The organism is Gilliamella sp. W8126, from assembly GCF_016102185.1.
GTDB lineage: Bacteria > Pseudomonadota > Gammaproteobacteria > Enterobacterales > Orbaceae > Gilliamella > Gilliamella apis_A.
The window spans coordinates 76709-91093 of the sequence record NZ_JACFPE010000005.1; the positions used below are offsets into that span (position 1 = coordinate 76709).

A 14385-nucleotide genomic window follows, 5' to 3' on the forward strand; every position below is an offset into this window, starting at 1 on the left:
ATCCGACAACCACTAAAATAATGCCATTTAATAAGACATAAGGATAAAGTGATTTATTATTATTTTCTTTTTTAGACATATGCAAACCCTCCTTCGATAATGACATAATCATTACCGAAAAATAAATTGTTATAAGTAAGAATAGCTACTTATTAACGTTTGAAATTTGGTGCGTATAGCGCAGCTAAACGTATAGCCTCAATCAAACTTACTGGATTAGCGATTCCTTTTCCGGCAATATCATTTGCTGTGCCATGGTCAACAGATGTGCGAAGAATCGGCATTCCATTAGTGATAGAAATGGTACGATGAAAATCAACCATTTTCGTTGCGATATGACCTTGGTCATGATACGGAGATAAAACAGCATCATAGCCACCACCCATAGCAAAATGGAAAACACTATCAGCTGGTTTAGGGCCATTAATATCAATCCCTTGTTTACGAGCCATTTCAATACCTGGTAATAAGACATCATCATCCTCATGACCAAAAAGACCATGTTCTCCGCAATGTGGATTAATACCGGCAACCGTCATTCTCGGTTTATTGATCCCCAATTTAACCAATGCATCGTTACAACGAATAGCATAATCACAGACTCTTTCTGGCGTTAATGATTCAATAGCTTTGACCAATGCTAAATGACGAGTTAAGAAAAATACTCTTAAATCTCGAACTTGAAACATAGTAAGTGGGTCTTGACTATCAGTAAGATCTGCTAATATCTCGGTATGACCAATATAGTTAACATTACCAGCTTTAAGGGATTCTTTATTGATAGGTGTTGTTGCAATGGCATCAAGTTTTTTTTCCATAGCAAGCTCAGTGATAACTTTAATATAATTGAATGCTGCTTGACCACATTGTCCTTCAATTTGGCCAATTTTAAACGTTTCATAATTTAATTCGCCACACTGAATAAGATTCAATACATTAGGTTTATCTTGTATTTGAGTTAGATCGGTAATTTCATTAATTTGTAAGTTTACTTTTGAAAACTTACACGCATCAGCTAACACCTTTTTATCGCCTGTTACCAGTACACATCCATATTCATATGTTTCTGGTGCTGCAATACTTTTCACGACAATTTCAGGGCCTATACCAGCCGGATCGCCCATAGGAACTCCGATTAAACAACGACGTTTCATTTATTACTCCTTTAAAATTACTCAAAATTTGCTCAACTTATGTTGTTTTATCTAAGTTGAACTAGTTATAAGGTATTAATGCTTCATGCTTTCATGTGATGAAATCTTGGTACTCAAATAGTCGATACAATGAACTAAAGTATTATCGTTACCGACAAATCCACCTTTTGTTACTATCGAATAACCATCACATTTCCCTCCAACAAGGTGTCCATAAACCGTTAATGGCTCAACTTCATCTTTAAGTAAGAAACCACTACTTCCTAATCGATTTACAACATTTACCGTGACATCTCCACCACTGGTATAAATACCTCTAATAATAGATTCAGGGTGGAATAAGACTTGAGCAGTTATTTCGGCAATAGCCTGATTCAAGGTATTACTAATTTCACTCATACTCATATTATTGCTAGCAGCTAACTTAGCTAAATCACAAACATGCTCTGGCATTTCAACGGTATCAATGCCGATCACATCAAATTGATCAACCTTTTCCAGTAATTTATCTACAATTGGTTTAGCTTTCTTGATGTCTTTAGAAATTTCTATCAATTCATCAACCAATATCGTTTCTAACCAAACTTTTCGGTCATATTTCAATTTTCTTATTTGTCTTTGAGTAAGATCAGACACACTTCCTATTGCGACAAACACTTTGTTGGCCATCTTTCGTTCTGATGAATAACGTAGATCAGCAAATTGGGCAGTAAATGGCCCCGGATCAACACAAAAAACAGGCAAATTAACATTATTCGCTGCTTGCGCTATCACACTAATGTCAGTATCCGTAGTCGCATCAAATATGACAATTCGACCACCTTGTTGATATATTTGTTTTAAACGCTGCTCAATTCTATCTTTACCTTCTAAAACATCCTTGAGAGCAATATGTGAGACTGGATATCGAGACTGGCAACGAAATAATTCTAAAATTGAAGACTCCGTCATCGGATTTTTAGGATCATTACGCATTGCTGTATTCTGTAATGGGATACCATTAACTAATAAAGATCCGCCAACACAAATTCGATCACTAGATGGATACACAGGTACAACTAAAGCCATTAGATTAGGATCATTGTCGATAACCGCATCAACTTCTGCCCCTAAATTACCTCGCAGCGTGGAGTCTATACGTTTACTAATTAAAGGTTGATATTTGCTAAACTGGCTTATGCAATCGACAACCCGTGAATACGCCTCTTTATAAGGTATTGAACGTGAATCAGTTGCAAATGAAATCACATCAAATCTAGAAAGATCTTCATTAAATTTTTCTAAACATGTAATTGCATTAAACCCTTTTTTGCTTAATAAAGCACAGGTAGCATTAGCTCCTGTCAAATCATCAGCTACAACGGCAACTTTCATATTTTTGCTTCCTCTCAAAAATTAAGCTCAATAAATGAACTTTTTATACATCTACCAAAATTAACTAACTATTAGTTACATCACTTAATAAATATATTTAATATCCTGTTTTATTAATTGTTTTTCAAAATTACTAGGAAATTGCTTTTCAGTTATAAGATAATTAAATCGATTTAAATCGCAGATTTTAAAACGACATCTAAGCCCCAATTTACTGCTATCAACCAATAGAACCGATTGAATAGATCTAGATAATGCCATCCATTTACAGTCAGCTTTAATCTGTGTAGTGGTCAATGCACCATCTTCTAGATTAAAACCATCCGCACCAATAAAGGCTAAATCAATAACCTGCTCTGATAGATACTTCATGGCTTGAGTGTTATAAGCTGACGCATTTGTTGTTTGTATTTCACCAGGACAAATAATCGTGTTCACTTCTGGCCGGGAAGATAATTCCAAAGCCACATGTAAATCTAAAGTAATCACTGTAATTGGAACATTGATATTCAAGGCAAATTCACGCATCGTTGTTCCTGCATCAATAAAAATTACCATCCCTGGTTGTAATAAACTTACCGCTATTTTCCCTACTCTTTTCTTACCTTCAGAAAATCGATTCTGTTTGATGTTATATAGGGGGGTGCCATTTAAAAAACTTCTTTTTATTTCACCTCCATACGATACTTTGATTAATCCTTTTTCTTGTAAAAGTTTTAAGTCCCGTCTGATACTCATATGTGAAACGGAAAATAAATTAGATAGTAAATTGATATTGGCAACATCATATTCATCTAAGTACTCTAAAATTCTTTTATATCTTGGTAATTCTTGTTTCATAGTAAGTTTCCCAATTAAGTTGGCGCCATTGTAGTAATAAAATAATCAACAAAATGTTAATCTTTTAACACTTTCACAATCCAGTTTAACAAATGTGATCTGAATCAAACTTTCACTTTTTCTTGGTTAGTTTTTTGTGAATCAATAAAATTATTTTCGGTTTTATGCATACAATTTATGCTTCTATTTTTTCAATCTTCACCAGAGTTAATTTAATTCATAAATAAGGATAATTTAGATATGACAACAAAATCAGAAAGTTCTTTGGTAAGCAAAAATGAAATTTTGCAACTTGCCAAACAAGTTTTAAAACAAGAAGCTGCTGCAATAGAAGAAATTGTTAACTCAATTAATGAAACTTTTTTACATGCAGTAGAATTAATTTTGCATACCAAAGGAAGAGTTATCGTGACAGGAATGGGAAAACCTGGCTATATTGCTCGTAAACTTTCCGCTACATTTATGAGCACCGGTACTCCGTCTTTTTATTTGCATCCAGCAGAAGCTATTCATGGTGATTTAGGTTGCATTACAAAAGATGACATTATTATTGCCCTCTCAAACAGTGGAGAAACAGCCGAAATTATTAATATTTTACCGACTATAAAACAAATTAACATTCCATTAATCTCAATTTGTGGTAATCCATTATCAACTTTAGCTCGCTTTGCGACCTACAATTTAGATGCCCATGTATCCAAAGAAGCATGCCCTCTCAATTTAGCACCAACAACAAGTACAACGGTAGAATTGGCCTTAAGTGATGCACTGGCAATATCAGTGATGCATGCAAAGAAATTCAGCTCACAAGATTTTGCTTTTTATCATCCAGGTGGAAATCTAGGCCAAATACGTTTAATGACAGTGCAACAATTAGTTGAAAAACATAATAGAAAGGTTGCTATTACCGCAGAAAAATCTATTTCTGACGCTATTTTTGCTATGACGAATTCGGGGATAGGCGCTGTTGCGATAGTTGATAACAATAATGTATTACTTGGTATAATTACAGATGGTGATATTCGTAGACAATTACAATACCAACCTAATTTGTTAGATATTCAAGTTTCTGAGTTAATGATAACCACACCAATAACCATTGAACATAGCCAATATGTATCAGAGGCTTTATATAAAATGGAACAACATAAACCTAGGCCAATAACCGTTTTACCTGTGATTGATAATAAAAAACAATTTATTGGCATGATACATATCACAGATATATATCACTAAATCAAATTTTATGATCATCTAGAAACAACAAACAAAATTAAGATAACTAAAAGAGAACTCGAAAATTTGCCAATAAATCGTTATTATAGTGTCATTAATTTCATTAGCTAAAGGTTGTAATTATGATAGTTGTTACTGGTGGTGCCGGTTTTATTGGAAGTAATATTGTTAAAGGTTTAAATGATTTAGGCCGAAAAGATATTTTAGTAGTAGACGATTTAACCGATGGAACTAAATTTGCCAATTTAGCAGATTTAGATATTGCTGATTATATGGATAAAGATGAGTTTATTTCAGCAATAGTCTCCGGTGAAAATCTGGACATTGAAGTTATTTTTCATCAAGGAGCATGTTCATCTACTACTGAATGGGATGGCAAATTTATGATGGAAAATAATTACAACTATTCAAAAGATTTGCTGCATTATTGTTTAGATTTTGATATTCCTTTTTTATACGCTTCTTCCGCCGCAACTTATGGTGGACGTAGTGACAATTTTATTGAAGATAGAATTTATGAAAAACCTTTAAATGTATATGGTTATTCAAAGTTTTTATTCGATCAATACGTACGAGAAATTTTACCAAATGCAAATTCGCAAATTTGCGGTTTCCGTTATTTCAATGTTTATGGACCTCGTGAAAATCATAAAGGTAGCATGGCTAGCGTTGCATATCACTTGAATGAACAAATAACCAAAGGCGAAAAGCCAAAATTATTTGCTGGCAGTGATAATTTTAGACGTGATTTTATTTACGTTGGCGATGTGGTTGAGGTTAACTTATGGTTCTGGAAAAATAAAGTTTCTGGCATTTTTAATTGTGGAACTGGTCGTGCAGAATCATTCCAATCAGTTGCTGATGCAGTTTTAGATTATCATAAAAAAGGCGAAATCGATTATATTCCATTCCCTGAACACTTAAAAGGACGCTATCAAAGCTTTACTCAAGCTGATCTGACTAAATTCAGGAAAACAGGTTGTCCTATTGAGTTCAAAACAGTGTCTCAAGGAACAAATGAATATATGCAATGGTTAAACCAACAATAAAGGAACCTCAATGAAAACGTTGATTATTGGTCCTTCATGGGTTGGAGACATGATGATGTCACAAAGCTTATATCGCACATTAAAACAGTTAGATCCATCTATTGAAATTGATGTGATGGCACCAGCTTGGTGCCGAGCTTTATTAGATAAAATGCCTGAAGTAAATCAGTCAATCGCTATGCCTATAAGCCATGGTGAGTTTGCTTTAAGCAAACGTTATCAGTTAGGAAAGGAATTACGCAATAATCAATACGATCAAGCTATCATCTTACCTAACTCTTTTAAATCAGCACTCATTCCTTTTTTTGCTAAAATTGCTAAACGTACTGGTTGGAAAGGTGAGATGCGTTATGGCTTATTAAATGATTTACGAGTGCTGGATAAACAAGCCTTTCCATTAATGGTAGAACGCTATGTCGCTCTCGCCTATCCTAAGCAGAACATCCACTCAGCAAAAGATATTCCTCAGCCAATTTTATGGCCAAAACTTAATGTTTTAACCGATGAGGTTGAACAAACATTATCTACATTTAATATTACCAGTGAAGAACCATTAATTGGTTTTTGCCCTGGAGCCGAATTTGGCCCCGCCAAACGCTGGCCTGATTATCATTATGCTGCATTAGCCGATAAGATAGTTAAACAACACGCTAAAATTATTATTTTCGGTTCAGCAAAAGATAAAATAGTTGGCGAACAAATTATTGCTAAAATGAATCATGGAGAACACTGTATTAATCTTGCTGGGCAAACGGAATTAGGGCAAGCAATAAATCTGATTGCTGCGTGTAAAGCTGTCGTCACCAACGACTCAGGGCTAATGCATGTAGCTGCAGCTCTGGATAAACCTTTAGTCGCACTCTATGGGCCAAGTAGTCCTGATTTTACCCCACCTCTATCCAATAAAGCAGAAGTGATCCGTTTAATCACTGGCTATCATCGCGTTCGTAAAGGTGATGCTGAACAAGGCTATCATCAAAGCCTTATTGATATAAAACCAGATTTAGTATTTGAAACATTAATGAATCTTATCGTTCGCTGTGAAAAGAGCTGTTAATTATGCGCGTGTTAATTGTTAAAACTTCATCTATGGGTGATGTATTGCATACTTTACCTGCTTTAACAGATGCTGCTAATAGCATACCTAACATAACATTTGACTGGGTGGTTGAAGAAAACTTTTGTCAAATTCCCAGTTGGCATTTCGCAGTAGATGACATTATTCCGGTCGCAATCAGGCGTTGGCGAAAAAACTGGTTCGCTAAGTCTATTCGCCAAGAACACCATCAATTTATAGCACACTTACAGCGTAAACAGTATGATTGCATTATTGATGCTCAAGGGCTAATTAAAAGTGCGTTTTTAATCACTCGTAAAGCGAAAGGTATTAAACATGGTTTGGATCGCCAAAGCATAAAAGAACCAATTGCTAGTTGGTTTTATGATGTAAAACATCATGTTCCTAAACAGATGCATGCCATTGAACGTGTTCGTATGTTATTTGCAAAAAGTCTTAACTACTCACAACCAGATTCGATTGGTGACTATGCTATTGCTGATCATTTTTTAACATCATTACCACCTGATAACCAAAAATACTTGATTTTCCTACATGCAACTACCCGGGATGAAAAACATTGGACAGAATCGGCATGGCGTAATTTAATTGAGTTAATTGAGCCTACTGGCCTTAAAATTAAACTTCCATGGGGAGCACCGCATGAACAAGAACGTGCATTGCGATTAGCCCAAGGATTCAAACACGTTGAAGTATTACCTAAATTATCTATCAATGAAATTGCAACGGTTATTGCCGGAGCCAAAGCTGTAGTATCCGTCGATACTGGATTAAGCCACTTAACAGCAGCATTAGATAGACCTAATATTACTTTATTTGGTAATACCGATCCGAAGCTTATTGGCGGATATGGAAAAAACCAACATAGCATCATTTCAGCAGATAAAATGATGCAAACCATAACAGCTGACGAAGTTTATCAACAGTTAATAACATTTATTTAAATCATATTTAAATTTTTTTAATCTATAGGATAGTAAAAATGAACAAATATAGTGAGCTAATTCGGGAAAAATATGCACAAATTGGTAGTAATGATTTAGGTTATATTGATGATGCTTTAGGTGCAGTAATGACAGTTCTCAATGAGATAGTTGATAATCAACAAGTACCAACTGAATTACGAGAAAAAGCCGCATATGCTGCAGCTAATCTACTAATCAGCGATTTTGACGTTAAATAACTGTAGGAAGTTTAATAATAAATCGAGTTGATAAATCATCAGATTCGACATGAATATGACCTTTATGCGTGTCGATAATAGATTTAACGATTGCTAAACCAATCCCTGTTCCCGAGCTATCTTTACCATTACGGTGCCGTGATTCATCAACTCGATAGAAGCGATCAAAAAGATGTGGTAAATGGCGACTTTCAATCTTTTTACCTGGATTAGCAATAATAATTTGGATTCGTTTTTGATTTACTTGACTCAAGCTAATTTTAATTGTCTGATTTGCAGTAGTATATCGAATAGCATTGGATAATATATTACTTATCGCTCGCCCTAACATCATTTTATCCCCTTCTATATGAGAACAACTACCTTCTATTTCAAAAGTTATATTTTTTTCATCGGCTAAAGGTTCAAAATACTCACACATCAAACTAATCATTGAATGAAGATCAATATCAATAAGATTAGGAACTAATTGATGATTATCTGCTTGAGCTAAAAACAGCATATCAGAAATCATTTGAGACATTTTTTCATACTCTTCTAAATTAGAATATAAAATTTCTCGATATTCATCAGTTGATCGCGCATTATTTAATACTATTTGCGTTTGTGTGGTTAAATTAGTAATTGGTGTGCGCATTTCATGAGCAATATCAGCAGTAAAATTGCGTTGCCGATCAAAAACATCTTCCATTCGATGAAGCATATTGTTAAAAGCTTTAACCAAACTAACATATTTCACCGGTACAGACTTGGTTGAAATACGATAATTTAAACTTTTCATATTAATACCTTCAATCTTTTTAATTAAACGATTGATTGGTTTTTGCGTAAAATATATTGAGATTAATGAACCGATTAAAGCCAAAACACAAGCAATAACGATAAGTAAACCCAAACCATTTCTTAGTCGCTTAATAAATTCAAGCTGTAAATCACGCGCTACTGCAACTATCGTCGTATATTGGCGACCTTCGTCTAATAGTACTCTAGAGGCTCCGATACGATAAGATGATTTATCAATGTTCCAAATTGCAGTGCTATTTTCGGTAATTAAACGATCAAAATCTTCTTGTGATAAAGCAATAGATAAATTTGGACCTCGGGTGCGATAGACAATTTTTCCTGAATCATCAATAATATAAACAAATAAATGATGATGACCAGTTAAAATAAGTAAAAGATTTTGAAAGAATTCATCACGATTTTCATCGGGTGAATAATAGGTCAGCTCACGCTCGATTGAGGTAATGACAGAATTGAGTTCGGTGACATTTTGCTGAATCGAAATTTTTTCAAAAGTATGTTCAATAAGATAGCTAAAACAATAAAGTAGCCCACAGGTCAGTAGGCATACAATAAGTGGTATACGAAATGATATGATGTTAGTTTTCTTCATCCAATACATCTAATTTATATCCCATTCCTCGGACTGTATGAATTAATTTCGGTTCAAAATCAGCATCGATCTTGTTCCGCAAACGCCTAATTGCCACATCAATAACATTGGTATCACTGTCAAAATTCATATCCCATACTTGAGAAGCGATAAGTGATCTAGGAAGCACTTCACCAGGATAACGTAAAAAATATTCCAGTAATAAAAACTCTTTATTGGTTAAATCAATTCTTTTATCACCTCTGGTTACGGTTCGTTTAGGTAAGTCCATAACAAGATCAGCAATACTTAATTGATAATTATTAACCTGTGGTACATTTCGTCTTAATAATGACTTAACTCTTGCTAATAGTTCAGCAAAAGAAAATGGTTTTACTAAATAATCATCAGCGCCTAAATTTAGACCTTTAACTTTATCTTCAACACTCCCCATTGCCGTCAGCAGAATAATTTGCGTATCTTTACCAGCTTCACGTAAAGACTGCACTATCTTCCAACCAACAATATCGGGAAGCATGACATCAAGAATAATTAAATCATAATCTTCAGTCATTGCTCGATGATAGCCATCTAAGCCATTATCGGTGAGATCAACAATAAATCCTGACTCAACTAATCCTTGGCGTAGATATTCACCTGTTTTTTGTTCATCTTCAACAACTAACAATTTCATATTGAATATTCCTTAATGTTCTATCAGGTTATCGAAATTGCATAATGCAGTAATAGGATATATGAAAAAGGGAAATGGCATCATGACAATTTAATGACTATTTTGTAATCTAATGGTCATTAAATAGTCGGGTTAGATTTGTTATAGTATCGCCACAATGATTCATGAGGCTAGACAGTATTGTTTCATTGTTTTATTTCCTTTCATCCATTCCTTGCAATTTAATGCAGCCCTAGTTGATCTAGGGTTTTTTTTTGACTTTAATACTTACTGACGTAAATTTATCCATGGATTACGGCTAATTCACTATAAAACAAATTTCATTTTAGCAAATTTAACCGTAATTGAATATGGTTGATGTTAGTTTTTACGAAGAACAATACCGGTTTCAATATGATCGGTATAAGGAAATTGATCGAACATCGCAAAATGTTCAATTTGATGCGTTTTAGTAAGTTGTTCTAAATTATTTTTCAACGTATTAGGATTACAAGAAATATAAATAATTCTTTGATAACTTTGGATAATCTCAAGCGTATTATCGTCTAATCCTGCTCGTGGAGGATCGACTAATACGGTTTGACATTGATAATCATCTAAATTAATACCCTGCAATCGATTAAATTGTCGTTCTTTTTTAATTGCACTGGTAAATTCTTCGGCCGATAATCTGGCAATAATTAAGTTATCAATATTATTTACTTTAATATTATGTTGTGCAGAATAAACCGATGCTTTTGCGATTTCAGTTGCCAACACCTTCCTAAAATTTTGTGCTAATGCAATCGAAAAATTACCGTTACCACAATAAAATTCGAGAAGATCACCTTTAGAATCTTTAGTAACGGATATTGCCCACTCCAACATTTTAATGTTGATAGCAGCATTAGGTTGGGTAAAACTGTTTTCCACTTGTCGATAACTAAAGTTATTATCAAATATGGGTAAAGTCTCATCGACATAATCAACATTTACAGCAATTTTTTGATTACTAGCTCGACCAACCAAATTGGCAAAAATACCCTGCTCCGCTAATTGTTGTTTTAAACACTCAGCTTCTATTATCCATTGGTCATCTAATTTTTTATGATATAAGAGTGTTATTAATAACTGGCCGCTCAATGTGGAAAAATAATCAATCTGAAAAAGTTGATGGCGCAACTTATCGTTATATTGAAGTAACGGTAAAATTGTTTGCATGGCACGATTAATTAATTGTGATGCAATTGGGAAGCTATCAATTCTTACTCTTTTTTTAGTTTTTTTATCATACATAATATGATAAAGCTCCTCACCGTTATGCCAAATTCTAAATTCAGCTCGCATACGATAGTGACTAATTGGTGAAGAGAAAACCTGTAAATCGGGTAATGAAAAATCAGATAATAATTTTTTTAAATTGGTTATTTTATTTTGTAACTGCTGGTTATATTTGTCGTTAGAAAAAGATTCTGTCATATTTATAATTCGATCATCAATTTAACTAAAAAGAATAGTATTAAGTTTGCTACCTTGTTATTTTAGTTATTTTAGCATAAACCATAAATTATGATAAGTTTAACCATTCATAGTTGGCCAATAAATAATATGGTAATCATGAAAAATTGTTTTTTATTCTTACCTATTTTCGGCTCTGTTACTTAAAGATTATGTTAGTTAAGGATAAACATTGTAGTTATAACAATTGCCGTTATAATGTGGGACAAAATGATAGATAAAAGAGCACTATGACTACACAAACTTTTTCCGATTTACAGTTAGATGATATCCTAATTGACAATCTACAAGCACAAAATATTAATACACCGACGGTAATCCAAGCACAAACTATACCAGTAGCATTAGACGGTAAGGATGTTTTAGGATCGGCGCCAACCGGAACCGGTAAAACCTTAGCTTTTTTGATTCCAGCTGTACAACATTTACTTGATTTTCCTCGTCGAAAACCAGGACCACCACGAATTTTGATACTAACCCCTACTCGAGAACTCGCAATCCAAATAGCTGAGCAAGCAAAATTGCTTACGCAATCAACTCACCTAAGTATCGCCACCATTACTGGTGGAGTTGCTTATATGAACCATGCTGAAGTGTTTAGTAAAAATCAAGATATTGTCATAGCCACTACGGGTCGATTATTACAGTATATTAAAGAAGAAAACTTCGATTGCCGTGCGGTTGAAATGTTAATATTGGATGAAGCAGATCGCATGTTAGATATGGGATTTGCTCAGGATGTAGAAACTATCTCTGCAGAAACTCGTTGGCGCAAACAGACGTTACTATTTTCAGCTACACTTGAAGGTGATGGATTACATAGCTTTGCTAATCGTATCCTTGAGGAACCCGTCGAAATCAATGCCGACCCTTCGCGAAAAGAACGAAAAAAGATTTTGCAATTTTATTATCGTGCTGATGATTTTGCCCATAAAGTTGCATTATTAACGCATTTATTGAAACAAGAAGAAGTGAAAAAAACGATTGTCTTTGTTCGTAAACGGGAAAGAGTACATGAATTAGTAACATTACTTCATCAAGCAGGTATTCAAAGTTGTTATCTAGAAGGCGAAATGGTTCAAGCCAAACGTAATGAAGCAATCAAAAGAATTAGTAATGACACCGTAAATGTGTTGGTTGCAACAGATGTTGCCGCTAGAGGAATAGATATTGACGATATAAGCCATGTTATCAATTTCGATGCGCCTAAAACCGCTGATGTTTACTTACATCGCATTGGTCGTACTGCTCGTGCTGGAAAAAAAGGTACCGCAATAATGTTAGTTGAAGCTCACGATAATGAGTTATTACTAAAAATTGAACGTTATATACGTGAACTGATTAAATTAAGAACCATTGATGAATTGCGACCAAAAACTAAAGCACCTAAACCTGTGACCAAAAAGAAACCGTCACAAAAAGCTAAACAAAAAAGTGTAGCTAAAAAGCAAGAAGATACGAAAAAGAAAAAGGTAAAACAGCGTCATCGAGATACTAAAAACAAAGGTAAACCAAAGAAAACGATAATTAAAACCGAATAATAATTTATTTATCATAGTTTAAACTTATGAAATCAATCGCTGATAACAGCTTGGCGTATTGATACATACTGCTATAATTCACCACAAATAAATTACAAATTTAGTTACACAAGGAGACATTTTATGACATTAGTAACTCGTAAGGCACCAGACTTTACTTCATCTGCAGTGCTTGGTTCTGGTGAAATAGTAAATAATTTTAATTTAGCCGAACATATCAAAGGCAAATATGCAGTCGTATTCTTTTGGCCTATGGATTTTACTTTTGTATGTCCATCAGAAATCATTGCTTTTGATCACCGTCTTGAAGAATTCAAAAAACGTGGTGTAGAAGTTATTGGTGTATCAATGGATTCTGAATATGTCCATAATGCATGGCGCAATACTCCACAAGATAAAGGTGGTATTGGCGAAGTAAAATTCCCTATCGTTGCAGATATCAAACATAGCATTATGCAAGCTTACGGTGTTGAACATCCTGAAGCAGGTGTTGCACTTCGTGCTTCATTCTTTATTGATAAATCAGGCGTTGTTCGTCATGAAACTATCAATGATCTTCCAATTGGACGTAACGTTGATGAAATGCTACGTATTGTTGATGCTTTCCAATTCCACGAAGAACATGGTGAAGTTTGTCCTGCACAATGGACTAAAGGTAAACAAGGTATGCAAGCAAATCCAAATGGTGTTGCTAGCTACTTAAAACAACACGCAAGTGAAATCTAATTTTATTCAAAGTTGATATTTTTACATACCTTTCTTCTAACTTTTACCGGAGTTTAACTCCGGTTTTTTTATTTTTAAAATGCAAAAAACTTAATTAATATTTTTATTATTAGGGTTTAAATCTATATCAATGTCCTGAAATATTTGAAAAAAGATTAATAATTACTACTCCAAAAATAATAAATCCCATACCAATCAATGCAGCAAGATCCAATGACTGTTTTAAAAAAATCCAAGCAATTAAACTAATAATGATAATCCCTATTCCCGACCAAATTGCATAAGCAATACCAACCGGTATCGTTTTTAAAGCTAATGATAAAATATAAAAAGAAGCACTATAACCAATTATGGTAATTATTGAAAAAGTCAGATTAGTAAATCCATTAGATAATTTGAGTGAAGATGTTGCAATCACTTCACAGATAATTGCAGCGAAAAGTAGCAGATATGCGTTCATAGTTTTACTCTCAAATTGGTTAAAATTTTAATAAATAGAATATAGACTTGTTATGATATATTTTGTGAACAATTGAGATAATTAAGCGAGCTAAATCGTTAATAATTTATGAAATATTACATGTGTTAAATGGTGGCTTTACAATAACTATTAATAACCAATTAATATGAATAGCAAT

General features: G+C 33.8%; 13 protein-coding genes and 1 pseudogene. 7 read left to right on the forward strand and 7 right to left on the reverse strand.

The window, feature by feature from the left end:
* Nucleotides 1–152: 152 nt before the first annotated feature.
* The 3 genes from pdxA to H3S74_RS09685 all read right to left on the reverse strand — a co-directional run bounded on the left by pdxA (nt 153) and on the right by H3S74_RS09685 (nt 3368).
* Entirely contained in the window at nt 153–1154 is a 1002-nt protein-coding gene (gene pdxA, locus H3S74_RS09675; RefSeq protein WP_198247766.1) for a 4-hydroxythreonine-4-phosphate dehydrogenase PdxA, read from the reverse strand.
* 75 nt (nt 1155–1229) lie between these two features.
* Nucleotides 1230–2528 (reverse strand): four-carbon acid sugar kinase family protein, encoded by a 1299-nt coding sequence (locus tag H3S74_RS09680; protein WP_198247767.1) that lies wholly within the window; start codon nt 2526–2528, stop codon nt 1230–1232.
* Between the two features lie 84 nt (nt 2529–2612).
* The gene (locus H3S74_RS09685; RefSeq protein WP_086360826.1) at nt 2613–3368 is read right to left on the reverse strand and encodes a DeoR/GlpR family DNA-binding transcription regulator; all 756 of its coding nucleotides are present in this window, start codon (nt 3366–3368) and stop codon (nt 2613–2615) included.
* A 240-nt stretch (nt 3369–3608) separates the two neighbouring features.
* On the opposite strand from H3S74_RS09685, the gene H3S74_RS09690 reads away from it, so the two are divergent.
* From H3S74_RS09690 to H3S74_RS09710, 5 genes are all read left to right on the forward strand, one after another.
* On the forward strand, nt 3609–4604 hold the full coding sequence (locus H3S74_RS09690) for an SIS domain-containing protein (RefSeq protein WP_198247768.1): 996 nt from the start codon (nt 3609–3611) through the stop codon (nt 4602–4604).
* Between the two features lie 122 nt (nt 4605–4726).
* On the forward strand, nt 4727–5653 hold the full coding sequence (gene rfaD, locus H3S74_RS09695; protein WP_198247769.1) for an ADP-glyceromanno-heptose 6-epimerase: 927 nt from the start codon (nt 4727–4729) through the stop codon (nt 5651–5653).
* A 10-nt stretch (nt 5654–5663) separates the two neighbouring features.
* Nucleotides 5664–6710: an ADP-heptose--LPS heptosyltransferase RfaF gene (rfaF, locus tag H3S74_RS09700; protein WP_198247770.1), complete on the forward strand. Its 1047-nt coding sequence runs from the start codon at nt 5664–5666 to the stop codon at nt 6708–6710.
* Nucleotides 6711–6712: 2 nt separating this feature from the next.
* The gene (gene rfaC / locus H3S74_RS09705; protein WP_198247771.1) at nt 6713–7675 is read left to right on the forward strand and encodes a lipopolysaccharide heptosyltransferase RfaC; all 963 of its coding nucleotides are present in this window, start codon (nt 6713–6715) and stop codon (nt 7673–7675) included.
* A 38-nt stretch (nt 7676–7713) separates the two neighbouring features.
* Nucleotides 7714–7914: a YaeP family protein gene (locus H3S74_RS09710; protein WP_198200194.1), complete on the forward strand. Its 201-nt coding sequence runs from the start codon at nt 7714–7716 to the stop codon at nt 7912–7914.
* Here the strand turns inward: H3S74_RS09710 and H3S74_RS09715 are convergent.
* From H3S74_RS09715 to trmA, 3 genes are all read right to left on the reverse strand, one after another.
* The gene (locus tag H3S74_RS09715) at nt 7907–9310 is read right to left on the reverse strand and encodes a heavy metal sensor histidine kinase (RefSeq protein WP_198247772.1); all 1404 of its coding nucleotides are present in this window, start codon (nt 9308–9310) and stop codon (nt 7907–7909) included. The genes H3S74_RS09710 and H3S74_RS09715 overlap by 8 nt on opposite strands.
* Nucleotides 9297–9983, reverse strand: a complete 687-nt coding sequence (locus H3S74_RS09720) for a heavy metal response regulator transcription factor (RefSeq protein WP_034902561.1) — start codon at nt 9981–9983, stop codon at nt 9297–9299. The genes H3S74_RS09715 and H3S74_RS09720 overlap by 14 nt, the downstream gene beginning before the upstream one ends.
* Nucleotides 9984–10343: 360 nt before the next feature.
* Nucleotides 10344–11441, reverse strand: a complete 1098-nt coding sequence (gene trmA, locus H3S74_RS09725) for a tRNA (uridine(54)-C5)-methyltransferase TrmA (protein ID WP_198247773.1) — start codon at nt 11439–11441, stop codon at nt 10344–10346.
* A 269-nt stretch (nt 11442–11710) separates the two neighbouring features.
* On the opposite strand from trmA, the gene srmB reads away from it, so the two are divergent.
* Nucleotides 11711–13021, forward strand: a complete 1311-nt coding sequence (gene srmB, locus H3S74_RS09730; protein ID WP_198247774.1) for an ATP-dependent RNA helicase SrmB — start codon at nt 11711–11713, stop codon at nt 13019–13021.
* Between the two features lie 123 nt (nt 13022–13144).
* Entirely contained in the window at nt 13145–13747 is a 603-nt protein-coding gene (locus H3S74_RS09735; protein ID WP_034902551.1) for a peroxiredoxin C, read from the forward strand.
* A gap of 127 nt (nt 13748–13874) precedes the next feature.
* Here the strand turns inward: H3S74_RS09735 and H3S74_RS09740 are convergent.
* Nucleotides 13875–14216 (reverse strand): annotated as a pseudogene (locus H3S74_RS09740) (multidrug efflux SMR transporter); the annotation flags it as partial.
* Nucleotides 14217–14385: the final 169 nt, after the last annotated feature.